Consider the following 25,804-nt stretch of genomic DNA (forward strand, 5'->3'; position numbering starts at 1 on the left):
GATCAAGGCTCCTTATTCGAATGGGTTCGGCAGTTCCGGCAATTCCGGGGCTGGCGGGACGGGACTTTCCGGTTGCGGTGCAGGCGGCTCTTCGCGGGTGGGCTGCGGTGCGGGTTGTTCTGCGCGGCTGGTCTGCGGCGTCGACGGTTCTGGGGAATTGTAAATGGTCGACGGTTCTTCCTGGGTGCTCTGCTGTGTCTCCTCCGGTTCGGAGCTGGGGGTGGTCTGCTCCGTGGTTTCTTCGACAGTCGTCTCGATGGTCTCTGTAGTCACCGTGGTGCTCGACGTGCTCGAGGAAGTCTCTTCGCCACCGCCGCTAATGCCGTCAAAAAGCCCCGATGCGTAGGCCCAGAATGCACCGAGCCCGAGAAGCAGCACCACCAGCGCGATGAGCACACCGGTGCCGAAGCCACCGGAACGCTTCTTCGGCTCCGCATCGACAGCAGGCGTCTGGTGCTCCGACAACTCCGGGTAATCCTGCGGGTAGTCCGGCTGGTAGCTCGGAGCCGGGCCCGTTTCGGGTTGGATCGTGGTCGCCTCGGTGACGGCGGCGAGCTGCGCGGTGGACTCTTGCGGGGAGGGAGAAGAGACCGCGCGGGTGTTTTTGGTCACCGGGCGCTGGCCGTTGCGGGCGTCGGCAATGGCGTTCTGGAACTCGGAACCGTCGGCAAAGCGCGTCGCGGGGTCTTTGCGCATGGCGATGCCGATCAGTTCGCGCGCCGGCGCCGAAATCGACGTCGACAGCGGAGGTGCCTCGTTGGAGACGTGCGCCAGCGCCACGGAAACGGAGGAGTCACCGGTGAAGGGGCGGCGGCCCGAGAGGAGTTCGTACCCGACGACGCCGAGGGAGTAAATATCCGATGCGGCGGTGACCGGCAGGCCCTGCGCCTGCTCTGGGGAGACGTACTGGGCAGTGCCCACGACCATGCCGGTGCGCGTCAGCGGCACGGCGGAAGCGGCCTTGGCAATGCCGAAGTCGGTGATCTTCACCTTGCCGTTCTGAGTGATCATCAGGTTGCCCGGCTTGATGTCGCGGTGGACCAAGCCCATCCGGTGGATCACGGAGAGACCGTGGGCGGCCTGCTCGAGCACGTCGAGGGCCATTGCCTCGGTGAGTTGACCCTCGCGGACAATGAGGTCCGCCAAGGACTCGCCCCGGATGTACTCCATGACGATGAAGCACATCGGGTAGCCCTCGCGCGTGGGCACCTCACGGTAGTCGTAGGTAGCCACGACATTCTCGGAGTTGATGCCCTCAGCGGCATTCGCCTCGTTCCGGAAACGGCTCAAGAACTCTTCGTTAGCGGAGAACTCGGGTCGCAGGACCTTCACGGCGACTTCGCGGTCGCGGGTGGTGTCGTCGGCAAGCCAGACGGTGGACATGCCGCCGTGCCCGATAATCCATTGGAGCTGGTAATCGGGGCCGATGAGCTCTTGCAGCTCGGCGCGGTTATCAGTGTGCATTACTGTGCACCTCCAGTGTCATCGGTGTTCGGTGCCGCCGCCACCCCCAGGATGGCGCGGCCGATCGGGGCGGAGACCAGTCCACCAGTAGCGCTCTGGCCCATGCCGCCGCCGTCCTTGACCACGACAGCCACGGCGACATCCTTGTCCGGGTCGAAGGCGACGTACCAGGTGTGCGGTGCAAGTCCCTCGCCGTGCTCGGCGGTACCCGTCTTGGATGCGTAGCCGTTGCCGTTGTACCCGGCGGTGTTGCGCTCGGAGGAGTACATCAGACCTGTCAGTGTCTCAGCTTCGTCCGCGCTGATGGCTTCCGCCGCCTGGTGGGGGCGGGTTTCGCTCACGGTCTTCATGTTGGGCGCGACGACGCGGGAAACCACATAGGGGTCCATGCGTTTGCCGTCGTTAGCCACCGTGCCTGCCATGACTGCGGCCTGCAGCGCGGTCATGGTGACGTCGCGCTGACCGATCGCAGACATGCCCACCGCAGCCAGATCCTCCAGCTCACCGAGGGAACCAGCCGCGTTGGGCAGGCCCAGATCGTAGTTCTGGCCCACGCCGAACGCGGTGGCCATCTCGCGCATCGGTTCGTCGCCGATCTCAGTGGCCAACTCCACGAATGCCGTGTTGCATGACAGGGTGAACGCCTGGGTGAGCGACGTCTCTCCACCGCCGCCGCCACACGCCTTGCCCCCGTAGTTGGTCAGCTGCACTTCTGTGCCCGGCAGGGTGATCGCGGCTTCCGCAGTCAGCTGAGAATCAGGGGTGTAACCGGCGCGCAGACCTGCGGCCGTGGTGATGATCTTGAAGATGGATCCCGGCGGCAGCTGCTCCTGCGCAGCCTGGTTGAGAAGCGGCTGGCCCGGATCCTCGTTGACAGCCTGCCACGCGGATTCTGCGGTGTCGGGGTTCACAATCGAGTTCGGGTCGTAGGACGGGTTCGACGCCATCGCGAGCACTTCGCCTGTCGACGGCCGCAGCGCCACCACCGCACCGTTGTACCCGCGAGACTCCAGCTGGTCGTACGCCGCGGCCTGCATCTGCGGATCAATCGTGAGCTCGATCGAGTCGCCGACCCGGTTATCCCTGCTCGTGCGCAGGAAACGGCTGCCGGAGGCGCGGGATTCGCCGTTGAGTTCTTCGTTGAACCCGGCCTCGAGTCCAGCCACGCCGTAGCGGTCCGACACGTAGCCGATCACCGGGGCGAATGAGTACGGCATGTTGGGATAGCTGCGGTCGTAGAAACCCTCGCTGTTCTGGTGGGACTCGGCGAGAATCTCGCCGCCTGCGCTGATCTGGCCGCGCTCCACCATTTTGGCTTCCACGAAGTTGCGTGAATTCAAGGGGTTGCGTGCGTACCTGTCCTCAGTGAATGCTTGCACCCAGGTGAGGTTGACCAGCAGCATCACGATGAGCAGCAGCGAGCCAATCGCGCCGATTCGAATCGTTTTATTCATCGCGCCCCCTCCAGTTGACGCTCCTCAGAAGCAGCATCAGACGACTCACCAGCCGGGCGGTTCGCGTTGTTGGAGATACGCAGCAGCAGTCCCAGCAGAATGTAGTTCGCCATGATGGCGGAACCACCAGCCGACATGAACGGTGTGGTCAGACCCGTCATGGGCAGCATGTTGGACACACCGCCGGTGACCACGAAGATCTGCACGGCGAGGGTCAGTGCGAGCCCGGAGGCGACCAGCTTGCCGTAGGTGTCGCGCACGGCCAAGGCGGTGCGGAAACCACGGGTGATCAAGATGGCGAAGATGATCAACACGGCGCTCAAGCCCACCAGGCCGAGCTCCTCGCCGATAGCGGCGAGGATGTAGTCCGAGTGCGCGACCGGAACCATGTCGGGGTGACCGAAGCCCAGGCCCGTACCGGTGATGCCACCCCAGCTCAGACCGAACAGGGCCTGGGAGGGCTGGAAACCGAAGGTGTCGTAGTTAGCCAGCGGGTCAATCAAGTTGGCCACGCGGTCCTGAATCTTTTCAGACATCTGATAAACAGTGAACCCGCCGACGGCCACCAAGCCAGAACCAATGAAAAGCCAGCTTGTCCGGCCGGTGGCGAAGTACACCATGCCGAGCACGGTGGCAAAAAGCAGCAGTGCCGGACCGAAGTCGTCCGCCACAGCCATGATGAGGATGGCAATCGCCCACACCATGAGGATTGGAGCTAGGTCGCGCAGACGTGGGAAACTCACGCCCAGAAAGCGGTAGCCGGCCACGGTGAACAGGGACCGCTTTTGCGCCAAAAGCTGGCCGAAGAAGAGGATGAGCAAGATCTTGGAGAACTCGCCCGGTTGAATCGAAAACGGGCCCAATCGGAGCCAGATGCGGGCATCGGTGCCCGGGGCCGGTGGGAACGGCAGCGGCAGCGCCAGCAAGATCAGGCCGAGCAGGCCCAGCAGGTAGGAAAAGCGGGTCAGCTGACGGTGGTCGCGCACGATCAGCAGCGTGCCCACGAGCAGCACCACGCCCACAAGTGACCACATGACCTGCCGTTCCGTCAGGTGCGCATCCTTCGCGATATCGATGCGGTAGATGAACACCAGACCGATCGCGTTCAACGTCGCCGCCAGCGGCAGCATCATCTGGTCGGCGTGCGGCGCGGCATAACACATGGCCACGTGCGCAATCGCGTAGACGCCGATGAAACCGCCGACGAGCCAGAGCATGTCGACGGTGAGCGCTTTACCCTGGGAAAGCTCCAAGCCCACGAGCATGAGCAGCAGCAACGCCGCCGACATGATCAGCAGGGTCATCTCCCTGCCGCGGGAAAACAGCTGGCGCATCTACTTCACCTCCCTACAGGCCTCAGCGGGGGTTTCCGGCTCAGCATCGGCCCCCTCGTTGTCTGCGTCTTCAGCAGCTTGAGCATCTTCGGCCGCTGCCTCATCGACGCAGACAGGCAACGCGTCCTCGGCCAAGCGGTTGACTTGCTCGGTGACCTCGGCATACGAGCCGCTGCCCAGGTTGTCCACGCGTTCACGGGTGGAATCGGGCAAGTCGCTGACCGTGAACAGCTGGCAATCGTTCGGGACAGAGCCCGTGTCGACGAGCCGGATCTGGTTCTCGTCGTTAATGCACACCTTCTGCACAGGTTCATGCAGGTCGCGGCCGAAAACGCTGGTTTGGAAGCCCTGCTCGATGATGAATTCATCTGCGTCGTTCGCAGTGACGAAGTACGACGACTGCTTGGCGTTGTCGTACCACCACATGCCGCCCAGCCCCAGCAGGGCGACGAGCAACACGCCAATGACTATCGGCCACGCCGAGCGCCGCTGGTGATCCTCCTCGTCGTCTTCGGGTTCCGGGGTGTCGTGGGTGGCGCGCGTTTCGCTTGTCGACGGCTTATTCTGCGGCCGCACCAACTTCGCCGCCCTACTCGCGGACGTATCCGGATGGGTGGGATCTTCTGCCTGCACTAACGCACCGGCCATCGCAGATGCGGTGGGCACGTCGGGGGACTCTGGATCATCCGAGTCAATAACATCGGCCACCACAACAGTGATGTTGTCCGGCCCGCCCGAGCGCAGCGCCAATTCGATGAGGCGTTGCGCGGCCTCGGCGGGGGAGCCTTCTCCCAAGGTGGTCTCAATGGTGGAGTGCGTCACCGGGTCGGACAGCCCGTCGGAGCACAGCAGGTAGCGGTCGCCGGCGTGGGCGTCGATAAGCTCCAAATGCGGCTCGACCGGACGGCCGGTGTACGCCTTGAGAATGAGCGACTTCTGCGGGTGCGACGAAACGTCCTCGGCGTTGAGTTTGCCCTGTTCGACGAGCGACTGGACGAACGTGTCGTCGACGGTGATCTGTGTCAGCTCGCCGCCGCGCAGGCGGTACCCGCGCGAGTCACCGACGTGGATCAACCCCAGCTGGACGCCGTTGAACATCAGCGCGGTCAGGGTCGTGCCCATGCCTTCTTGCTCAGGGTGCTTACTGATGGACGCCTTGATCGACGCGTTCGCGTCATCAGCCGCCGCACCGAGCAGCGCCAGAATGTCGGCGTCGCCCGGGTCGCGGTCGAGGTGCTCCATGTGCTGGACCATGAGCTGGGAGGCGACTTCACCGGCGGCGTGGCCGCCCATGCCGTCGGCAAGCAACAGCAAGTGCGGGCCGGCGTAAGCGGAATCTTCGTTGTTTCCGCGCACAAGCCCGCGGTCAGACACAGCGACGAAGTTGAGTTTCAGCGTGCTCATGGCATCAACCTCACAATCGTGCGCCCCATCTTGATGTCCGTGCCCACCTGGACGCGTTCAGGCTGGTCAATCCGGATACCGTCGACAAATGTGCCGTTACGGGAATCCAAGTCCTCGACGAACCATTCAGACCCGCGGCGGAACAACCGCGCGTGGCGCGAGGATGCAAAGTCGTCCCCGAGCACGAAATCGTTGTTGTCCGCACGGCCCAGTGAGAGTTCTTCCAGCGTGGAAATTTCCATGTGGGAGCCCTGCAGCGGGCCCTCAACCACGACAACCTCGCGGGCCTTTTCCCTGCGCATGGGCGCCGGTGCCGGGGCAGCTGCCGAACGTGGGCGGCGCTGCGCCGAAGCCGCGGCCTTGATGTCGCGGCGCTGCGCGGCGAGCACCGCCATGATGAAAGCCCACAACAAGATCAGGAGCCCGAAGCGGGCACCAAGCATCAATGCAGTATCTAGCACGTCACACCGCCCCTTACTGGTACTGCTGGTAGTGCTCGTTCGGCTGGGCCGGCTGGGAATAGCGCGGACCCACGATACGAACCTCGATGGAGGAATGCCCGACAGTGATCACATCGCCATCGGCCAGCTCCCAGTTCTCCACAAGCTGGTCGTTGACCGTCGTGCCGTTGGTGGACTGGAGGTCCACCAGAAACGCGGTCTGACCGTCCCAAATGACTTCGGCGTGCTGGCGCGAGACACCCGTGTCCGGCAGGCGGAAGTCAGCGTCGTTCGACCGGCCGAGGATGTTGGACCCTTCGTGGACTTGGTAGGTGCGCGACGAGCCGTCGAGAAGCAAAAGGGTCACGGCGGGACCGTTCGGTGCTGGCTGGGGCTGGAACATCGGTGCCTCCTGATCATCGGCCTTGCGCGGTGCGCGGTCCGCAAGAATCGCGTCGAATCCGCTATCGACATCCGGGGCTTCGTCGATATACGACGACACACGCAACTGACCCGTGCGCAACCCGGACTCCTCCGCAACCCGGACCACCACGGGCCCGTACAGGCCCCAGTTCAGGTTACGGACAAAACGCGTGAGCTGCCCCGCGAGGTGGGCGGGCAAATCCGGATCCTGCGACAAGTTCTCCAGATCCTTACTGGACACGCCGATCGCGAACACATTCGGGGCGACAATCTCATCCACCTCATTGGCGACGAGTTCATCCTGCGCCTCCTGCTTCAGCAGCTCTTCCAGCTCAGCCGGAACAACACGGCCCCCGAACACTGCAGCAAAGCCGTTATCCAACCCGCGCTGCAGTGAACTGTCGATCTTGGCCAACCTATCCATCAACGCCATTTACCCACACCTCCTCCCAGGAATGTTTCGATGACAGTATAGAGTTTCGCGTCCGTTCGACATAGCTGCCCAGGCGTTTCTTACAGTCCTTATTGAGTTTTAAGGTCTCGTTGAGACTATCTGGACGGCAACTGAACACGCGATTTGGTGGTTTATAGCGCGCCCGTGCTATGTTTACCTAGTCGCCCGCCCGGGTGGCGGAATTGGCAGACGCGCTGGCTTCAGGTGCCAGTGTTCGCAAGAACGTGGGGGTTCAAGTCCCCCCCCGGGCACAATGTGAAGTCCCGAGACATCGTTCCTATGATGTCCCGGGATTTCTTGTTTTTGGAGTGCCCCGGTTGGGGTTGAGTTCGTTGTCTTGCAGTAGATCTTGCCGTCGGTCAGCAGCAGGGGTCGAGCCGCTGTTGCCCTATCCGCAGGCAGCCAGGGCGCCGGTGGCGGTGAGTACGAGTCCGCCGAGTGGAAACTGTCGCCGGGAAAAGCTGTTTGACGTGGTTTAACCGTCCGTGGTCCAGGTCTGAGTGAAACAAGAAGAGGATGAGGGAACCCTACCGCTAAAGCATCAGGTCAGGGGTAGGTCCGTGACACACGTGGCACCATCAGCGGTGGTGGAGAACTCAGTGACACCGGTTATTTATCATGTCCTCTGTGCTTTCCCTCGGATTGTCGATGATCTGAGCTACTGCCCTGCACTTCATGGCCAAAACCGCAGGAGCGGAAGACTAGTGCTGGAGCAACGTCTCGTTCACAATGGTCCGGGAGGTCGAAAACCGCTGCATAGGAAAGATATGGCGGAAACAGTGAGCGTGGTCGTGGGTCGGGGTTAGTCCAAGGTGGCGAGCAGCTCAGTACAGGCCTGCTCGCACCGGCGGCAGGCCTCGGCGCAGACCGTGCAGTGCTCGTGCATCTCAGCGTGGCGGGCGCATTCTTCTCCACAGGCCTGGCAGGCAGTACGACAAGCCTCCAGGACGGAGCGGATAAGGGTGACATTCCAGTCGGTGGGCCGGGAGAGCATCCGGCCGGTGGCCGTACAGATGTCAGCACAGTCGAGGTTGAGGCGGATGCAGGTGGTCAGCTCCGCGACCATGTCCTCACCCAGGCAGGCATCCGCGCAGGCGGTGCAGGTCTGGGCGCACTCGAAGCAGGCGGTGATGCATTCGGCCAGTTTGTCCTTGTCGATCTGGCCTAGGTCCTTCGGGTGGGCCTCCAGCATGGCGTGTACGTGATGGGTCATGTCGTGCTCCATATCTCAATTCGGTCCGGAAAGGTGGGCCGGTCGAGCCGACCGGCCCACACCCTCGACCCTAGAGGCCCGACTGGCCGGAATCCAGGGTTGGACCATGAAGATTTCATGAAGAACCCCAACCTCCACCTAGCGGCTACCAGCCGCTAGAAACTCCCTAAGTAACGTGGCGAATGCTCGGCCGTAGCTACGCCGAGTGGGTCGGCCACAGGCTCCCAAGAGCCGGACGCTGCCCTACCCACAGCCTCCACCCAGTGGCACCTATCGAGCAGGAGGAGTGATAAACCACGACGCACTTGAAGCACCATCCCTCGCTGAGTCTCAGCTCCTGCACCAACCAAGAAACCTAGAAAGCATTATCATGAAGCGCACCATTGCCCTCGCTGCCCTCGCCCTGACCTCCTCCCTGGCCCTGGCCGCCTGCACGGACGACACTGCATCTGATGCCCCCGAGACCACGACCACCACCACCTCGGTGACGGCCACACAGTCCTCCGAGGAGACTGGCATGAACGATCAGATGGGTGCAGAGGGCCATTACCATCCGGCTGATGGTGGGCAACCCCCGGCAGGGATCGCAGCAGAGGAAAATCCCACCTACCCGGTGGACACCGAGGTCGTCCTCACCGCGGACCACATGCCGGGCATGGAGGGTGCTGAGGCGACGATCGCCGGTGCGTTTGACACCACGACCTACTCGGTCAGCTACACCCCCACCGACGGTGGGGACCCGGTCACCGACCACCGGTGGGTGGTCCACGAGGAGTTTGTCGATCCGGGCCAGGCCCCCCTGCCGGAGGGGTCCGAGGTCGTCTTGGATGCCGAGCACATGTCGGGAATGAAGGGTGTGGAGGCCACCATCGACTATTCCACGGATGAGACGGTCTACATGGTTGATCTCACCGTCGACGGGATGACCATGACCAATCACAAGTGGGTTACCGAAAGCGAGATCGCCCCGGCAGAGTAAGACCCACCAACCGCAACCTCAGCACCCCGGGCTCCTCCACCATCTGGTTGAGGTCCCTGGGTGCTTACCTCTTTGGTTTCTGCCCTAGGACGAGTTAGTCCTCGTCCTGGGTGAGCACCTGTCGGGCCAGTCGGTAGGCGTGGTCGTTCCATCCCTGGCGGACGACGTCGCGGACGAGTCAGGAGCATCCCACCGGTGGTGGCTGCCCGTGACGGGGATGTTCCCTTGGTGGCGGCCGCTCTAGACGGCGTGGCGGATGTCCTTTGAGTGGGCAAAGACGGTACATCGTGGCCCGCTTGTCTGCCGGGTGAACCGGCCATAGCCATCAGGATGCGAAATGAGCCCCACACCAAATCCCGCACCGGTCATCGTCACCGGGGATGACCTGGTCTCATTGGTTGGAGCCGGGGGAAAGTGGTGTTATCTCTATCGGGCGATCACCGCCGGTGGCCAGACCCTGGACTTTTACCTCTCTCCGAAGCGGAACGTGGCCGCAGCGAAGCGTTTCCTGGCCAAGGCTCTCAGATCCAATGCGTCAGCCGGGTATCCCAGAGTGATCAACACCGATAAAGCACCCTCACTAGCCAGGGCAATCGCCGAGTTGAAGTCAGAGGGAATCTGCCCGCCAACAGTGGAACACCGGCAGGTGAAATACCTCAACAACATCCTGGAAGGCGACCATGGTCGGCTGAAGCGGATCCTCGGGCCGAAAGGCGCGTTTAAGAACCGGTCATCTGCATATCGGACGTTGAAAGGGATGGAGGCGATGTACTCATTGCGGAAAGGGCAAGGCACGATGTTTGCCTACGGGCAACCGAACCCGGACGCGGTGATCGTCAACCGGGTCTTCGAGACGGCCTGAGAACGCCCACACGCAGCGGCCATCAGGGAATGAGAAACTGAGTTTTTGCGGCTCTCCCCCCAACTTTGCAACAGCACCGGTTGATGTTGCAGGTGGGGATGTGGTCGAGGTTGTTCAGCGGCGCGATCTTTTCGACCAGCAGCACCACAGTGGCCATCAACCCGATCATGCGGCCGCCAGCAGCAGGACTCCCAGCCTCCAGCCGGCAACAGGGGCGGTCAGAGTGGCCTGGCCGTCGTTCTCGACGGGGTGTGGTGGTCGGGTCCCGGCCTGTCACCGGGCGAAACGGGCGATAGCGTCGGTGACTTCCTGGAACTTCGCGTCGGCCTCCTCTCCTCCTAACTGGGCGGCGTCACGGACGCAGTGTTTCATGTGGTCATCGAGTAGTCCCAGGGCAACGCTGCGTAGGGCAGCATTGACCGCGGAGATCTGGGTAAGGATGTCGATGCAGTACTGTTCCTCGTCGACCATGCTGTGCAGGCCCCGGGCCTGGCCCTCGATGCGCTTGAGGCGGGCGAGATAGCGATCCTTGTCGTTGATGTAGCCATGGGTGGTGTGACAGGTGTCGGCCCCACCCGAGGAGGAAACGGCCTGATCAGGGGTGCGAGTATCCACAATGGTCTCCTTGCTGAAAAAAGGGGGCAGGTATGTCCTGAGTCAGTTGCGGGTCGATCAGGATGGAAAGCCCGAGGGTATGGAATGAGGCGTGAGGACCTCATGGTCCCCACGCCCTGTGGCGTTATTCGGATAAGTAGTCGGCAGTTTGTCGGCCCGGAGGGGCCTGCCGGGTGGGGCCGGGGGAGAGGTCAGGAGCAGGTACTTGGGGACGGAGGTCTGAGTGTTATTGGAGGGACTCAGCCGCAGGAGGAGGACACGGGGTTCCTTATCGCTAGAAAAGGATGCGGATTAGGCGGTGACCGGCTGCCGCACGGAGGGGCGAGCGGGCTGCGGTGAGGAACTGGTGTTGTCGTGGGAGGGCTTGAATCTACGCAGCGTGAGGGAGTTGGAGACCACGAACACCGAGGAGAAGCCCATCGCAATGCCCGCCAACCCCGGGTTGAGGAAACCGATCGCGGCGACCGGGATCAGCACGACGTTGTAGGCGAACGCCCAGAACAGGTTGCCCTTGATGGTGCCCAGCGTGCGACGTGACAGACGGATGGCATCGCCCGCGGAGCGCAGGTCGTTGTTCATTAAGGTGATATCGGAGGCCTCTATGGCCACATCCGTGCCCGCCCCCATGGCCAGACCCAGATCGGCCTGGGCCAGGGCGGCCGCGTCATTGACGCCGTCGCCGACCATGGCGACCTTCTTGCCCTCATGTTGCAGCTTCTCGATGACCGCGACCTTGTCCTGCGGCATGACCTCGGCACTCACGTTGGCCGCATCGATGCCCACCTCTTGGGCGACGGCGGCCGCGGCCTTCGCGTTATCGCCGGTGAGCAGGTACGGACTCAACCCCAGCCTGCGGAACTGGGCGACCGCTTCCGCTGAGGAGTCTTTGATGGCATCGCGCACCACGACCACACCGGCGGGCTGGTCATCGACGTAGACGGCCACCGGGGTCGCGCCCTGCGACTGTGCGTGGTCGAAGGCGGTGGTGAGGTCACGGGGCAGCTGGCCGGCGGGACGGCCGACGGTGACGACGTGACCCTTGACGGTGGCCGTGACGCCCCGGCCGGCGGTGCTGTCGAAGTCGGTGGCCTCCTGGATGTTCCCGGAGCGCTCGGCCTCGGTGACAATCGCCTTGGCGATGGGGTGCTCGGAGCCTGCTTCGACGGCCGCCGACAAGGCGAGGACCTCGTTGTTGGTGTAGCCGTCGGCGGCGTGGACGCCGGTGACCGACATGACCCCGGAGGTGACGGTGCCGGTCTTGTCCATGACGATGGTGTCGACCTGGCGGGTGGATTCGAGGACCTCCGGGCCCTTGATCAACAAGCCCAGCTGCGCGCCCCGGGAGGTGCCCACCAGCAGGGCGGTCGGGGTGGCCAGTCCCAGGGCGCATGGGCAAGCGATGATCAGCACCGCGACTGCGGCGGAAAAGGCCCAGTTCGCCCCGCTGCCGAGGGCGAGGTGGACGATCAGGGTGATGATGGAGACGACAATGACCGTCGGGACGAAGACCGAGGAAATCTTATCCACCAGGCGCTGGACCGGGGCTTTTTTCGCCTGGGCGTCAGTGACCAGCTTGGCCATCTGGGACAGCGTGGTCTCCGAACCTGTGCGGGTGACTTCGACCAGCAGTCGACCGGAGGTGTTGATCGTCGCGCCCGTGACCGGGGTGCCAGGGGCGGCCTCGACGGGAACGGACTCGCCGGTCAGCATCGACTCGTCGATGGCCGAGGTGCCCTCGATGACACGACCGTCGGTGGCGATCTTCTCACCCGGGCGGACGACGAAGACGTCACCGACTGTCAGCTGGGAGACCGGGACGCGGACTTCCTCACCGTCGCGGATCACCGCGGCGTCTTTCGCACCCATGTCCAGCAGGGACTTCAGCGCCGCGGAGGACTGGCCCTTGGCGCGGACCTCAAACCACCGGCCGAGCAACAGGAAGGTGATGACTACGGCGATGGTCTCGAGGTAGATGTGGTCCATGCCGTCATGGCGGGGCAGCAGGCTCATCTCGATGACCATGCCGGGGTGCCCGGCGTTGCCGAAAAACAAGGCCCACAGCGACCACAGATACGCAGCGGTAGTGCCCAGAGACACGAGCGTGTCCATCGTGGTCGAGCGGTGACGCAGGTTGGTTAAGGTCGCCCGGTGGAACGGGGCGCCACCGTAGAAGTAGATCAGGGTGGACAGGACGAGCAGGGCCCACTGCCAATTCATGAACTGCAGGGACGGGATCATCGAGATCGCGACCACCGGAACGGAGAGGATCGTCGACCCGATCAGACGCGACTTCAGGTCTGTGGCCTCGGCCTCGCGGGCCTGTTCGTGGCGGTCACCGACCACCTCGGTGTCCTCCTCCGGGCCGCTGTCCACGGCGGAGGCGTGTTGATCCCCCATGGTGAACGCGTCGTACCCGGCACCCCGCACGGTTTCGATCAGCCGATCGGCGTCGACTTTGGTGGGGTCGTAACTGACGGAGGCGGATTCGGTGGCGAAGTTGACGGTGGCCTCCACGCCATCGAGCTTGTTGAGCTTGCGCTCCACCCGCCCTGAGCACGACGTACAGGTCATGCCGGTGACGCCCAGATCGACCTGGAGTAGGTCAACCGACGGTTGAGTCTGAATCATCAGTGATCAGTCCTTCAGCAAACAGTGGTGAGGTGCATCTCCGAGGTCCCAAAAGGCCCGCCCACAGATGCACCGTCGGGGATATCGAACCGGCATGGCTGGGCCTGATGGGCATATCCAACAGGGTTGGCCCGGCCGTGTCTACCTGAGGCGGGGACCGGGCCCCGGGATTAGGGCTTGACGGTGTAACCGGCTGTCGTGACAGCGGCGACAACATCGTCGTCGGTGAAGTTTTCACCCGTGACGGTCACCTGCCCGGTATCCACGGTGGCCTCCACCATGGTCACACCGGCGACCTCGCCGATCTCCTCCTCCACGGAGGACTTGCAGTGTCCGCAGGTAATGCCTTCGATGATGTACTTCTTTGTTACGGCGCTCATCAGATGATCCTTTCCTTGATGTCCTGAAGGGCAGGAGTGGAGATGTCCCAACAACCTTCAACCTATACCCATGGGGGGTATCAGTCAAGGAGGTGTCTGCCCCTAAGCGTCCCGTTCGGCGGGCAGGACTTCCGGAACGGCCGCGATCGTTGCTGCACTTCTTGTACAAAATGTACGTTAAAGGGTATGGGCATCACGGTCACCCTCAGTCAGTTCCGCAGCGAACAAAGCCACTATCTTGATGCCGCCCAACGTGAACCGGTCACCATCCTCAGTCGCGGGCCCCGCCGCCGGGCGGTGGTGGTCTCCCCGGACTTCTACGACCGGGCGGTTCAGGCGCTGGAGGATGGCGAGGATATCCGTGCCGCAGCGGCTGCCCGCCAGGAGGCGGGCGGTGTCTCCCACGAGGAGTTCACGTCCGACCTCGAACTGGACTGACGTGCCTGTCCATACCTGTGCCGCGGTATTTGATCATCGATAAGCTTTCAACTGCGACAGCCCTCCGCACGCTGGCCCGGCAATGGCAGCAGTGATTGCCACCGCCATCGACGCCCTGGCCCACGTTCCGCCGTCTCGGCGGAGTGGAAAAGTTGCGGGGCGGCGACGGGGAGTGCTGTAGCTGGGTAGTCCACGGCCGTCAATGACGGTGAGCTGATCAGCGTCTCGGTTCCAAGGAAGACAGGCACTCATACTCGCATCGTTGAGTGGGATGAGGCCGGTCCCTGGCGTTCCTGCGCATGACGCATGACTACCGAACCTGAACAAATAAGGAATGGACAGCTGAGGCACGCAGCATCAGGCTGCTAGCGGGGCCTCTTTTTGTTGCCCGTATCGGGTCAGACCCCGCGGCTTGTACACCGCCAGCACCGTAGCCACCAGCAATACCAAGGCTGCTGCCACGGAGTGGAGGACCGGGGAGAAATTCCGCACGGCCTCCAGCCCCACGCCCGGGTCTGCCGCCACCCGGGCAAGATACTCGAAAGTCTACATGTACAGCACCAACACACCTGTCGCCACCACAGTGAGCCCCAGCTTGAACACCACCCAGTAGTGTCGGAACAATCCCCACGTCGTCCCCAGGGATTGAAGGACTCCGGTCACCAGCGAGGCCACCGCCAGGGGAACGAGCGCCCACCACGCCACCTGCTCCATCACCCGATACGTCCCCCGGACCGCCATCTCATCCGCGCTCACTATCCCCATGACCGCCATCGCGATAAAGGCGAGCACCATCCCGAGCCAGCCGACCGAGCAGACCACATGTGCCACCAGCGCGGCCTTGCGTATTCGTGGGGTCATCACTCTCGCCATTAGAGGTGCTCCTGGACCAGGAACGCCCCCTCGGCCGGCATCCCCAACCCATGGCGACTGGGCCCATGGTTGCCGTCTCCAAACACCAGTACCAGCACGACCGAGTCATGCGCCTGAAGGCTTCGCGGTCATCCGGAGGAAAACACCGCACGATCACCACCTCGCAGACCAAGGGGCGTCTCGCCCTCGTGGCTGTAGCCGCCGGCACGGTCTCATCCGCCGGCGTCGGTGGCGCCACGGCCGCCGCCTTGCAAGCCCCGGCCGAGGTCGAGGCTCCGGTCTCCCCGGAGGCTGCCACCGTCGAGGTGGATTTGGCCACCAACGACACGGCCCTGTCCTCGAGTGGGACGCAGGCCGCACCGCAGATTCTCGCGATCTCCGAATTCAAGCCGGTCGCCAACATCGACGAGCAGCTGGACAAGGCCATCCAGTACAACGCCGAGCGGGCCGAGAACGAGCGCGCTGCCCGCGCGCCCTCGGTGGTCAAGCCCGCTGAAGGCACCTTCACCTCCGGTTCCGGCGTGCACTGGGGAACCCTCCACGCGGGTATCGACATCGCCAACGTCGTGGGTACCCCGATCCTCGCGGCGATGGGCGGCACTGTCATCGACTCCGGCCCGGCCTCCGGTTTCGGGCAGTGGATCCGCATCCAGCACGATGATGGCTCGATTGCCGTCTACGGTCATATGGAGACTCTCGACGTGACCGTTGGGGAACGCGTCACCGCTGGTCAGAGGATCGCTGGCATGGGCAACCGAGGGTTTGCCACCGGCTCTCACCTGCACTTCGAGCTTTACCCGACTGGCAGCGGGGCGGTCGACCCGTTGCCCTGGTTCGCCGAGCACGGCGTCACCTTCTAACCTTCCCGCACTCACCAGGACCGGCCCCGACACCGGAACCGGCGGCAGTGACTGGGCGTGAGGCACCCGCCTCAGACCGCAGAGACGCTTCTCACTCATCGCCGACACAGCCCGGACTTGATAGCTTCTCCAGGCAGGGCAGACCGGGGCACAGGGGAGGCAGTCCGTGCTCGTCATATATGGGGGCGGCGAGCGTCCCGCCAACGAGGAGCAGGTGCCGTAATCCACGTTTAGTGGGATACTACCGTAACCTGCCTTCTCCTGCGCCAGCTGACGAAGCCGGTAACCGCAGGCCATGCAAGAGCCAGCATCGCGAGAACCAACAGGGGCGTATCCCCCATGCGCGCATACGGCGTCAAACCAGTATGAAGGGGAACGGTTGCCGTCAGCAGTTCGTTCGTGCCCAGGCCACTGAGTTGTGAGACTGTGCCGTCGGGCTGGATAACTGCGGAGTATCCGGTGGGGGCAGCCTGGAGAACGGTGCGGCCAAACTCGCGGGCACGCATCCGGGATGCGGCCACTTCAATTGCAGGTACTTCCTCGGTCACAAAAGACGCGGCGTTGGTCGGTGCGAGGAGTAGCTGCCCACCATTGCGAACGGCATCGGCGACCCGGTCGGCGAAGAAGACCTCATAAGAAATGACGATCCCCAATCGTGGTGTCCCGCTGGGATCGAGCACCGCCGGTCCCTCTCCGACAATGGCGTCGCGGGGGATGAACCGTGCGTCCTCGCTGAGTCGTTCAATCAGATTGCGCATAGGGATGTACTCGCCGAACGGCACACGATGATGCTTCTCATAGCGTCCTAACCGGGTCCCGTCCGGTCCCCACACTATGGATGCGTTCCGGAAATGTTGATCCTCGGATTCGGTAATTCCGACGACGATGTTCGTGTCGAGTTGCCTGGCCAGTTCAGCGAAAGCTGCATCAACGCGCGTCCCGTCGATTGAGCCGTCGATATTGACGACGTTTTCGGGCAGCAGAACCAGATCAGGGTCCCCGGTGATATCTTCGGCAGCCTGTAGGTGCCGGCGGGTCGTATCAAACGGATCGGTATTGACCGCGCGAAGCCCGCGGGGGCCTCCACCCTGCACGAGCACGACGTCAAGGCTGCCTTCTGCCGTATCATTTACGATCGTTGGCGCGAACGCCGGTACCGCGAGTACCACGACCGCTGCGACCACGGATGCTGCACGGGCTCGTCTCGGCCCGAAGATGACAGCGGTAACAACGGCCCCCGCAACTGCGGCCAACGCGGTCACCAGGAGAGTCCCACCCAGGGGCGCTGCCGCCATGAAAGGACCATCGGTCTGGCTGTATCCGAAAGCGGACAGCGGGAAACCGCCGAACGGGAACCGGTGCTGCACAGCCTCCAATAACACCAGGGCAGCAGGGGTGAGCAGCCACCAGCCCGACCAGCGGCTGCGAAAAGCCGCCTCGTTAGGCGATACCGCGGCAACCAGCATTAACAGTAGCGCCTGAACGGCAACAACAGCAGCGTATCCGGCAGTGTTGAAGTCGGTGAGCCAGCGCAGAGCAAGAGCGTAGTGCGCCACCCCGCCCAACCCACCGAGCCACAAACGGTTACGTAGTGGTTGACCTGCCAAAGCCAGCATGAACATAGTCACGCCCACCGGGAACAGCACCCACCAACCGCGTGGCGGCAGCGCCAGCCACCAGACCACCGCAGCTCCCATCATGAGCGCGGTGGGACCGGCCAATCTGCGCCAGTTATCGCCGGCTATCCCCCGGGAAAGACGTGAGACTGTCACGTCTGCTGCAGTACTAGCCTTCATCGGAGATCACGGCCTTTTTCGGGTTGTTGCTCAGTTGTGAATATATGCCCAATCCTTCGAGTCATGTGACAGCAACTTTCAGTACTTTCCCAGTGGATCTGGGGGTCCGGCAAAGCGTTGACGAATCCGGATTTAGTTCAGGCCGGCGTAGGAGTGCAGGCCGGAGACGACCAGGTTGATGAACAACAGGTTGAAGATTATCGTGGCCGGGGCCAGGATATTGATCCACGCGGCCTTGTGATCGAGCCACCCGGCCGTGGCACGGGCATGCAGGTAGGCGGCATAGAGCACCCAGGAGATAAAGGATGCGGTCTCCTTCGGATCCCATCCTCAAAACCGGCCCCACGAGGCCTCCGCCCAGATCGCACCCAGAACAATGCCCAACCCCAGTACGGGCAACGTAATGATGGCGGACTTGTAGGCCAGGGCGTCAAGCTTTTTCGCACTCGGCAGCGGCTTGGCCACAGCACCGAAGAAGCCACGCTCCGCACCCTTCGGCTGCCAGATGCGCAGCCGCTGGGAAATATGTACGAGTACATCTCCATGATCTGCGTGGACAAGCTGCAGGTCATCGACTTCCGCCCGACACGGTGCACACCACTGGTCCCAAGCGTTGAGGACGACGACCTCGCCGTCAAAATCAGACAGGCTGATCTCCTCACCCTCCTCCATCAGCGACGGGCCGGAGAAGTCCGGCAGCGGGGCACGTTCCTCCTTTGCGTAGATAATCTCGGTTTGGCCTCCTGGTGAGTGGAACTGGAAGGTGCCCCCGACGGCGACGGCGTTTCGGGCGCCGTCGCCTGAGGAACAGGCCGTCAGGGTCACGGCGGTGAGCACCGCGGCAACCGCGATGGCGGCTCTGCGGGGTGTGCTCGGCATGGATTAGATCTCCTTATTCCGGGGCGGTGGGGAAGAAGACGGTGTTCTGGTTGTCCCGGAAGACCACAACACCGAGGAAGGTCATCGTGCTGCCCGGTGGGTGGTCTGCAGCGACCCAGCTCACCCCAGCGACCGACCATGCTGTGGGGTTAGGCGTACCGCAGGGAACTCATCATCCCGGTTTCCAAGTGATAGGCGTTATGGCAGTGAAATGCCCACTCACCGGGGTTGTCAGCGATCAGGTCGGCGATCATGGTTTCACCGTGGCGGAGAAGGACGGTGTCCTTGCGTAGCCCGCCGCTGCCGGGCAGCGCCCACGTGTGTCCGTGGATGTGCATGGGGTGGGGCATCATGGTCCTGTTGCGCATGACCATCCGCAGGCGCTGGCCCTCCTGCACGGTCGCGGAGGAGGATTGGCCGTCGGTGAGAATGCTCCATTCATACGGCATCATCTGCCCGCCCAGGTCGATGCTGACTTCTCGGTCTGGTGTGCCCTCGGGCAGGAGTGCACGGTCTGCTGGCTTCAGGGAGGACAGAAGCAGTCCGGTGGACGACAACTCGGGGAAGTCGACATCGGGGCGGGGGGCCTGGCCGCCGGCGGTGCGGATGACGGCGAAGGCGCGGTCGTCCTTACCCACCGCCAAAGCCGTGAGCGGGAAGATGCCGTCGCCGAGGATGACCTCGACGTCGACACGCTCGCCCATCGACAGGTAGATCGATTCGGTCTCCCAGGGCTGGACAGGGAAGCCGTCGGTGTGGGTGACGGTCATACGGTGGCCACCGAGAGCCACCTTGAAGATGGTGTCAGCGCCCGCGTTGATGAACCTCAGGCGGGCTTTATCCCCCGGTCGGGCATTAAACGTTCGGTGCGCCCGGGGAATGCGTCCGTTGATGAGGTAGTGCGGATACATGACATCACCGGCATCTCCACCCAGAGCCAGATCGGGCGTGCCGTGGGCCATCATGCCCCCCTCACCACCCATATCCATCCCGCCGTGGCCACCCATGTCCATGTTTCCGTGTCCGCCCATGTCCATCCCCGTCAACATGGTCAGCTGATCTTCGGGACTGCTGCCGTCGATGCCGTCCAGCCAGTCGTCGAGCACGATGGTCCATTCGACGTCCTGATCCTCTGCGTCGTCCGGGTCGCGGACGATCAGAGGGGCGTGCAGACCCCGGTCGAGTTGTAGGCCGCTGTGGGAGTGGTAGAAGTAGGTTCCTCCATGGGGGGTTTCGAACACATAGGAAAACGACTGACCAGGCTCAATGGGAGGCTGGGTCATGCCGGGCACACCGTCGGCTGCGTTGTGGAGTGCGATGCCATGCCAGTGGATGGAGGTGCTCTCAGGCAGTTCATTGGTGATATCGACCTGGAGGACGTCGCCGGCGGTGGCCTCAATGGCCGCATCCCCGGTGTCAGAGACATATCCCCACGTCTTGGCTTCGATGCCGCCGATATCGATCGACATGGGCCGCGCGGTCAGCGTCTTGCGGACGGAAGGCGCGGGAAGATTCGGGGGAGTCGGGTAGGAGGATGACGACGAGGAGGACGCGGCAGGGGCCGAGGTGCTGTTGCCCTGTCCGCAGGCGACCAGGGCCCCGGTGCCGGCGAGGACGAGCCCGCCGAGCAGAAACTGTCGTCGGGAAAACGCGTTCGTCATGATTTAACCTTCCATGGTGTAAGATTTCAGTGATACGGGAGACAGGCGCAGGTGAGGACCCTGCTGAGCCATCACGTCAGGCGCAGGTCTGTGACACACGTTGCGCCGTCAGCGGTGGTGGAAAACTCCGTGGTGCCGGTACGCCCCTGGTAGCTGACCTCAATCAGGCCGGTGGCATCATCGGGAAGCCAGAAGCCAATAAACCCGTTGTCGAACGTGGTGGTTTGCTCGTCGATCAGGACCTCCCCGGTGGTCTCATCGGTGACCGTGACCTGGACGGGCGCATTGCGCAGTTCACCCAGGCAGGTGGTCAGACTGTGGTAAAAGCAGTCATGGGTCTGGGTCACATATGGGGCAATCGAGACGTAGGTCAGGTCCTGGGGCAGGTCGAGAGCCACCTCCTGGTTCTCATCCGAGAGCAGCAGTTCATTGGCACGCACTGAGGCGATCAGATCCGTAGGACGCTCAGTGACCTTCTGCCGGTCGAGGTGATCAATGATCTCCACCGCGTCCATGGCGGCCAGACCGTGGGCGGTCAAGAACTTATCCTGGCTCACTTCCGCGGTGACAGCGGGCTCCGAGTCGGGGGCTGAGCATCCGGTGAGGGTCAGGGCGAGGGCGGCGGCTGCGATCGCTGCTCGTTTCACGTCAATCTCCTTGGGTCGTGGTTAGACCGTGATAGGGCACCGCTTATGCGTCGGTGCTTCATCTTTCTCTAGCACGTCCGCCGGCCGGCCGGAAAACCAAAAACCCTGCTCGCAGCCTTGAAATACGGTGAAAAGGGGGCGCGATCGGTGGGCTGGGTCACACCTGAACTGGCCCGCCCCACCACGGGTTGCTGTCCTGCTACCCCGCCCCCGGTATCTGGCGCGGGGCGCCCAACCCCTGGTAGCACCTGCTTCCCCCACCGGTGAAGGCAACATTCTTGGTCTGTGAGGGGACACAGAAACGAGAGCGATCCAGGGGTTGTTTTTGAAGATTTAATGAAGATGTCCTCGGCGAGCACCGAGCGAGGATGGCATCACCCCTGGCCGGGACCATACTGGATCCTATGGATGACCGCGCACTGACCATCGCCACGCCCCCGGGGCGGGTGCTGGTGGTCGACGATGAACAACCCCTGGCCCAGATGGTGGCCACCTACCTCATCCGGGCAGGCTTCGAGGCTCGTCAGGCCTACACGGGAACTCAGGCCGTGGACGAGGCCCGTCGCTTTTCCCCCGATGTTGTTGTGTTGGATCTGGGTCTGCCCGAACTCGACGGTCTAGAGGTGTGCGGACGGATCCGCACCTTCTCGGACTGCTACATTCTCATGCTCACCGCCCGCGGCACCGAGGACGACAAGATCACCGGTTTGACCCTGGGGGCCGATGACTACATCACCAAACCCTTCGGCATCCGGGAACTGGTGACCCGGGTGCATGCGGTGCTACGCCGCCCCCGCACCAGCACCATCCCGCCGCAGGTTACCGCCCCGTTTGTCGTCGGTGAGCTCACCATTGACCCCGCCGCCCACAAGGTGCAGGTGGGGGAGGTGGTCGTGGATCTCACCCGCACGGAGTTCGAGCTGCTGGTCACCCTGGCCCTGCGCCCAGGCCAGGTGCTCACCCGCCACGACCTGGTCACCGAGGTCTGGGACACCACCTGGGTGGGGGACGAGCGCATCGTCGATGTCCACATCGGCAACCTGCGCCGCAAGCTCGGCACCGATACCCGGGGGCGGGGCTTCATCGAAACCGTGCGTGGAGTGGGCTACCGGGTGGGGCAACCATGAAGCACGGACCCGGCCTGACCTTCCGCTTCCTGGCCGCCCAGGTGGCGGTCGTGGTGATCAGCCTGTTGGTGGCCGCGACCGTAGCCACAATCGTAGGCCCGGCCCTGTTCCACGACCATATGCTGATGATCGGCCGGGAAGATCCCTCGCTGGAGTTGTTTCACGCCGAGCAGGCCTACCGGGACGCCAACCTGATCACCCTGGCCGTGGCCCTGCCCACCGCATTGATCAGCACCCTACTGGCCAGCCTGTGGTTGTCTCGTCGGCTGCGCACTCCCCTGCAGGGCCTGACGCGCGCGGCCGCCTCCGTCGCCGGTGGCAACTACCGGGTACGCGTCCCCGCGGGGAACGCCGGCCCGGAGGTGAGCACGCTGGCACAAGCCTTCAACACCATGGCTAATCGGATGGAACACACCGAACAGGTCCGCCGCCAAATGCTCTCGGACCTGGCCCACGAAATGGGCACCCCCTTGTCGGTCCTCGCGGTCTACTTCGATGGCCTCCAGGACGGTGTCGTGGACTGGGACCTGTCCACCCACCGGATCATGTCCGACCAACTCACCCGCTTGACCCGGCTGATCGAGGATATCGACGATGTCTCCCGGGCCCAGGAAGACCGCATTGATCTGGACCTAGCCGAGGAAGGACTCGATGAACTGCTCCACGTCGCGGCCGCCGCCGCGGGGGAAGCCTACGCCGACAAAGGCGTCGGTCTACACATCGAGGCTGGCCACGACACCGCCCGGGTAATGGTGGACCGGCAACGCTTCGGCCAGGTGATGGGCAACCTGCTGTCCAACGCCCTGCGGCACACCCCAACCGGTGGACGGGTCCAGGTCATCGTCCGCCAACAGGGGGCTTCCGCCACGCTCATTGATATCACCGACACCGGCGACGGCATCCCGCCCGACCAGCTCGAGCACATCTTCGAACGCTTCTACCGGGGGGATGCCGCCCGGAGCCGGGACAAGGGTGGGGCCGGCATCGGCCTGACCATCTCCCGTGCTCTGATCGAAGCTCACGGCGGCACCTTAACCGCCACCTCACCCGGAGCCGGTCACGGAGCGGTGTTCACCCTCCGCCTCCCGCTGTCCCCTCCCGACAGTGAGGAGGCTGCTCGGTGACCACACCCTGCCCCGTGAGGGCCGTGCCCTCCACCCCTTGAAAATGTACCCCGGGGGGGTATATGCTAGCGAGCGTTACCGCATCCCACCGACCCGTAGGAGCTTTCCCATGATCACCTCGCCGCCCCGCCTCTTGCCGATGGTCTCCCACGGCTGCAGCTGTTGCGGACCTGCCTCACGTGCCGACACCGCCTCCACCCCTGCCGCCAGCGATTCCTCAGCAGGAGGGGCCTCCCCTAGCTACTATGTCACCGGCCTGACCTGCGGGCACTGCGCGAAAAGCGTGACCCAGGCCCTTCAGGCCCTCCCCCAGGTCGACGACGTCCAGATTGATCTCGCTGCTGGTGGTGTTTCCACCGTCACGGTCACCGGTGTCGTACCTCCGGAGATGGTTCGCCGGGCCATCGAGGAGGCCGGCTACACCGTCTTATCCTGATCAGTTTTACCCATCATCTCGACCCCGACCGGGTTGAGCGGAAGGAACGCCATGAGCACTCTCCACCATTCCGGCGATCACCATGGTGATCACCCCACTCCGGAAACAGACCACACCCACCACCCGGATCATGCCAGCCACGAACACCACGCAGATGCCGACACCCACGGCCAGGCGATGCCCCACGATCACCCGCACTCCGCCCTGGACGAAGACCACCACGTTCATGGTCACGGCGAACACGCCGGCCATAGCACGGCGATGTTCAGGCAGCGTTTCTGGTGGTCGCTGATTCTGTCCATTCCCGTCGTTATTTTCAGCCCGATGGTCGCTGAACTGCTCGGCTACCACCTCCCCGAATTCCCGGGCTCATCCTGGATTCCCCCGGTTCTCGGCACCGTCATTTTTGTCTACGGCGGAACGCCTTTCCTCAAAGGCGGATGGAAAGAACTGAAATCCCGCAAACCCGGGATGATGCTCCTGATCGCCATGGCCATCACCGTGGCGTTTGTCGCCTCCTGGGTCACCACTCTGGGGCTGGGCGGTTTTGACCTGGACTTCTGGTGGGAGCTGGCCCTGCTGGTGACCATCATGCTGCTGGGCCACTGGCTGGAGATGCGCGCTCTCGGGGCCGCGTCCTCCGCGCTTGACGCGCTGGCTGCCCTGCTGCCGGATGAGGCCGAGAAAGTCATCGACGGGACCACCCGCACCGTGGCCATTTCGGAGCTCAGCGTCGATGACGTGGTGCTGGTGAGGGCCGGGGCCCGGGTACCGGCGGATGGCACGATCATCGACGGAGCGGCTGAATTCGACGAGGCGATGATCACCGGCGAATCCCGACCTGTCTTCCGCGACACCGGTGACAAGGTGGTCGCCGGTACCGTGGCCACCGACAACACCGTCCGCATCCGGGTGGAGGCTACCGGCGGGGACACCGCTCTGGCCGGGATCCAACGCATGGTTGCCGACGCCCAGGAGTCCTCCTCCCGGGCCCAGGCCCTGGCGGATCGGGCGGCGGCGTTGTTGTTCTGGTTCGCGCTGATCTCCGCTCTGATCACCGCGGTGGTGTGGACCATCATCGGCAGTCCGGACGATGCCGTGGTGCGCACGGTCACGGTGCTGGTCATCGCTTGTCCGCACGCCCTGGGATTGGCGATTCCGTTGGTGATTGCGATCTCCACCGAGCGGGCGGCCAAGTCCGGGGTGTTGATCAAGGATCGGATGGCACTGGAGCGGATGCGCACCGTCGATGTGGTCCTGTTCGACAAGACCGGCACCCTGACTGAGGGTGCCCACGGTGTCACCGGTGTCGCAGCTGTCGAGGGCATCACCGAGGGCGAGCTGCTGGCTATTGCGGCGGCGGCCGAGGCTGACAGCGAGCACCCCGTCGCACGCGCCATTGTTACCGCCGCGGGTGAGCACCCCGAGGCCTCACGAATGGTGCTGCGCGGCACCGGTTTTACCGCGGCCTCCGGCCGGGGCGTGCGCGCCACCGTTGATGGCTCCGAGATCCTCGTCGGCGGGCCGAACATGCTCCGCGAATTCAACCTGACCAACCCCGGTGTGCTCGAAGAGCAGACTGGGGAGTGGACTCAACGCGGGGCCGGAGTCCTCCACGTGGTCCAGGACGGACAGATCATCGGTGCCCTGGCCGTCGAGGATACGGTCCGCCCCGAATCCCGCGCCGCCGTGAAAGCCCTGCAGGACCGCGGGGTCAAGGTCGCGATGATCACCGGCGACGCGCAGCAGGTGGCCCAGGCGGTTGGCCAGGACCTGGGGATCGATGAGGTCTTCGCCGAGGTCCTGCCCCAGGACAAGGACACCAAGGTCACCCAGTTACAGGAGCGTGGCCTGAGCGTGGCCATGGTCGGCGACGGTGTCAACGACGCCCCCGCTCTGACCCGCGCGGAGGTCGGTATCGCCATCGGGGCCGGCACGGATGTGGCGATGGAATCCGCCGGAGTGGTTCTGGCCAGTGATGACCCGCGGGCAGTGCTGTCGATGATTGAGCTCTCGCAGGCCAGCTACCGCAAGATGATCCAGAACCTCATCTGGGCCTCTGGCTACAACATCCTCGCCGTGCCGCTGGCCGCCGGCGTGCTCGCCCCCATCGGGGTGGTGCTCTCCCCGGCGGCGGGTGCAGTGTTGATGTCCCTGTCGACGATTGTGGTGGCGCTCAACGCCCAGTTGCTCCGCCGGATCAATCTGGACCCGGCCCACCTAGCCCCCACCGATCGACAGGAGGCCCCTGCCAGGTCCGCCTCTCCCGTGACCAACGGTCGCTAACCCTTCGAGGTTGACCCGCTGTTAAAT

General features: G+C 63.7%; 21 protein-coding genes, 1 tRNA gene and 3 pseudogenes. 9 read left to right on the plus strand and 16 right to left on the minus strand.

Annotated features, from left to right (window positions below; translation table 11 throughout):
* Positions 1 to 12: 12 nt before the first annotated feature.
* The 6 genes from KBX18_RS02340 to KBX18_RS02365 are packed head-to-tail and all read right to left on the minus strand — an operon-like array spanning position 13 to position 6,952.
* Positions 13 to 1,464: a serine/threonine-protein kinase gene (locus KBX18_RS02340; protein WP_005287557.1), complete on the minus strand. Its 1,452-nt coding sequence runs from the start codon at positions 1,462 to 1,464 to the stop codon at positions 13 to 15.
* Complete coding sequence (locus tag KBX18_RS02345) at positions 1,464 to 2,918, minus strand: penicillin-binding transpeptidase domain-containing protein (protein ID WP_255994669.1); 1,455 nt, start codon at positions 2,916 to 2,918, stop codon at positions 1,464 to 1,466. The genes KBX18_RS02340 and KBX18_RS02345 overlap by 1 nt, the downstream gene beginning before the upstream one ends.
* A complete protein-coding gene (locus KBX18_RS02350; RefSeq protein ID WP_255994670.1) occupies positions 2,915 to 4,252 on the minus strand; it encodes an FtsW/RodA/SpoVE family cell cycle protein in 1,338 nt (445 codons plus the stop codon). Before KBX18_RS02350 ends, KBX18_RS02345 begins: the two co-directional genes overlap by 4 nt.
* Complete coding sequence (locus tag KBX18_RS02355) at positions 4,253 to 5,656, minus strand: PP2C family serine/threonine-protein phosphatase (protein WP_255994671.1); 1,404 nt, start codon at positions 5,654 to 5,656, stop codon at positions 4,253 to 4,255.
* Entirely contained in the window at positions 5,653 to 6,099 is a 447-nt protein-coding gene (locus tag KBX18_RS02360) for an FHA domain-containing protein (protein WP_005287548.1), read from the minus strand. Before KBX18_RS02360 ends, KBX18_RS02355 begins: the two co-directional genes overlap by 4 nt.
* 31 nt (positions 6,100 to 6,130) lie before the next feature.
* Entirely contained in the window at positions 6,131 to 6,952 is an 822-nt protein-coding gene (locus tag KBX18_RS02365; protein WP_005287545.1) for a DUF3662 and FHA domain-containing protein, read from the minus strand.
* 188 nt (positions 6,953 to 7,140) lie between these two features.
* Here KBX18_RS02365 and KBX18_RS02370 point away from each other — a divergent pair.
* Positions 7,141 to 7,224, plus strand: a tRNA-Leu gene (locus tag KBX18_RS02370).
* Positions 7,225 to 7,775: 551 nt separating this feature from the next.
* Here KBX18_RS02370 and KBX18_RS02375 read toward each other — a convergent pair.
* A complete protein-coding gene (locus KBX18_RS02375) occupies positions 7,776 to 8,186 on the minus strand; it encodes a four-helix bundle copper-binding protein (protein WP_255994672.1) in 411 nt (136 codons plus the stop codon).
* A gap of 370 nt (positions 8,187 to 8,556) precedes the next feature.
* On the opposite strand from KBX18_RS02375, the gene KBX18_RS02380 reads away from it, so the two are divergent.
* Positions 8,557 to 9,165 (plus strand): YdhK family protein, encoded by a 609-nt coding sequence (locus KBX18_RS02380; protein WP_255994673.1) that lies wholly within the window; start codon positions 8,557 to 8,559, stop codon positions 9,163 to 9,165.
* A gap of 397 nt (positions 9,166 to 9,562) precedes the next feature.
* Positions 9,563 to 10,027 (plus strand): annotated as a pseudogene (locus tag KBX18_RS02385) (IS6 family transposase); the annotation flags it as partial.
* A gap of 273 nt (positions 10,028 to 10,300) precedes the next feature.
* On the opposite strand, the gene KBX18_RS02390 reads toward KBX18_RS02385, so the two are convergent.
* The 3 genes from KBX18_RS02390 to KBX18_RS02400 form a co-directional block, all read right to left on the minus strand.
* Positions 10,301 to 10,567, minus strand: a complete 267-nt coding sequence (locus tag KBX18_RS02390; protein WP_076599716.1) for a metal-sensitive transcriptional regulator — start codon at positions 10,565 to 10,567, stop codon at positions 10,301 to 10,303.
* Positions 10,568 to 10,933: 366 nt separating this feature from the next.
* Positions 10,934 to 13,270 (minus strand): cation-translocating P-type ATPase, encoded by a 2,337-nt coding sequence (locus KBX18_RS02395; RefSeq protein ID WP_255994674.1) that lies wholly within the window; start codon positions 13,268 to 13,270, stop codon positions 10,934 to 10,936.
* 170 nt (positions 13,271 to 13,440) lie between these two features.
* Complete coding sequence (locus KBX18_RS02400; RefSeq protein WP_255994675.1) at positions 13,441 to 13,650, minus strand: heavy-metal-associated domain-containing protein; 210 nt, start codon at positions 13,648 to 13,650, stop codon at positions 13,441 to 13,443.
* Positions 13,651 to 13,836: 186 nt separating this feature from the next.
* Here KBX18_RS02400 and KBX18_RS02405 point away from each other — a divergent pair, with 186 nt between their 5' ends.
* On the plus strand, positions 13,837 to 14,088 hold the full coding sequence (locus KBX18_RS02405) for a type II toxin-antitoxin system prevent-host-death family antitoxin (protein ID WP_006840758.1): 252 nt from the start codon (positions 13,837 to 13,839) through the stop codon (positions 14,086 to 14,088).
* 546 nt (positions 14,089 to 14,634) lie between these two features.
* Here the strand turns inward: KBX18_RS02405 and KBX18_RS02410 are convergent.
* Positions 14,635 to 14,949, minus strand: a complete 315-nt coding sequence (locus KBX18_RS02410; RefSeq protein WP_255994676.1) for a hypothetical protein — start codon at positions 14,947 to 14,949, stop codon at positions 14,635 to 14,637.
* Between the two features lie 119 nt (positions 14,950 to 15,068).
* Here KBX18_RS02410 and KBX18_RS02415 point away from each other — a divergent pair, with 119 nt between their 5' ends.
* Entirely contained in the window at positions 15,069 to 15,821 is a 753-nt protein-coding gene (locus tag KBX18_RS02415) for a M23 family metallopeptidase (RefSeq protein ID WP_255994742.1), read from the plus strand.
* A 230-nt stretch (positions 15,822 to 16,051) separates the two neighbouring features.
* Here the strand turns inward: KBX18_RS02415 and lnt are convergent, their stop codons facing one another.
* The 5 genes and pseudogenes from lnt to KBX18_RS02440 form a co-directional block, all read right to left on the minus strand.
* Positions 16,052 to 17,593, minus strand: coding sequence for an apolipoprotein N-acyltransferase (gene lnt, locus KBX18_RS02420; protein WP_255994677.1), 1,542 nt, complete (start codon positions 17,591 to 17,593; stop codon positions 16,052 to 16,054).
* A gap of 156 nt (positions 17,594 to 17,749) precedes the next feature.
* Positions 17,750 to 18,130: pseudogene (gene ccsA, locus KBX18_RS02425) on the minus strand (cytochrome c biogenesis protein CcsA); the annotation flags it as partial.
* A 33-nt stretch (positions 18,131 to 18,163) separates the two neighbouring features.
* Positions 18,164 to 18,496 (minus strand): annotated as a pseudogene (locus KBX18_RS02430) (TlpA family protein disulfide reductase); the annotation flags it as partial.
* A gap of 149 nt (positions 18,497 to 18,645) precedes the next feature.
* Positions 18,646 to 20,157, minus strand: a complete 1,512-nt coding sequence (locus KBX18_RS02435) for a multicopper oxidase family protein (protein WP_255994678.1) — start codon at positions 20,155 to 20,157, stop codon at positions 18,646 to 18,648.
* Between the two features lie 71 nt (positions 20,158 to 20,228).
* A complete protein-coding gene (locus tag KBX18_RS02440) occupies positions 20,229 to 20,804 on the minus strand; it encodes a CueP family metal-binding protein (RefSeq protein WP_255994679.1) in 576 nt (191 codons plus the stop codon).
* A gap of 404 nt (positions 20,805 to 21,208) precedes the next feature.
* Here KBX18_RS02440 and KBX18_RS02445 point away from each other — a divergent pair, with 404 nt between their 5' ends.
* The 4 genes from KBX18_RS02445 (at position 21,209) to KBX18_RS02460 (ending at position 25,777) form a co-directional block, all read left to right on the plus strand.
* Positions 21,209 to 21,931, plus strand: a complete 723-nt coding sequence (locus tag KBX18_RS02445) for a response regulator transcription factor (protein ID WP_255994680.1) — start codon at positions 21,209 to 21,211, stop codon at positions 21,929 to 21,931.
* Positions 21,928 to 23,055 carry a cell wall metabolism sensor histidine kinase WalK gene (locus KBX18_RS02450; protein ID WP_255994681.1) on the plus strand — a complete coding sequence of 376 codons (1,128 nt, stop codon included), beginning with the start codon at positions 21,928 to 21,930 and terminating at the stop codon, positions 23,053 to 23,055. The genes KBX18_RS02445 and KBX18_RS02450 overlap by 4 nt, the downstream gene beginning before the upstream one ends.
* A 109-nt stretch (positions 23,056 to 23,164) precedes the next feature.
* Positions 23,165 to 23,491, plus strand: coding sequence for a heavy-metal-associated domain-containing protein (locus KBX18_RS02455; protein ID WP_255994682.1), 327 nt, complete (start codon positions 23,165 to 23,167; stop codon positions 23,489 to 23,491).
* A gap of 51 nt (positions 23,492 to 23,542) precedes the next feature.
* Entirely contained in the window at positions 23,543 to 25,777 is a 2,235-nt protein-coding gene (locus tag KBX18_RS02460) for a copper-translocating P-type ATPase (protein WP_255994683.1), read from the plus strand.
* Positions 25,778 to 25,804: the final 27 nt, after the last annotated feature.

This window comes from Corynebacterium sp. CCUG 69979, from assembly GCF_024454095.1.
Lineage (GTDB): Bacteria > Actinomycetota > Actinomycetes > Mycobacteriales > Mycobacteriaceae > Corynebacterium > Corynebacterium genitalium.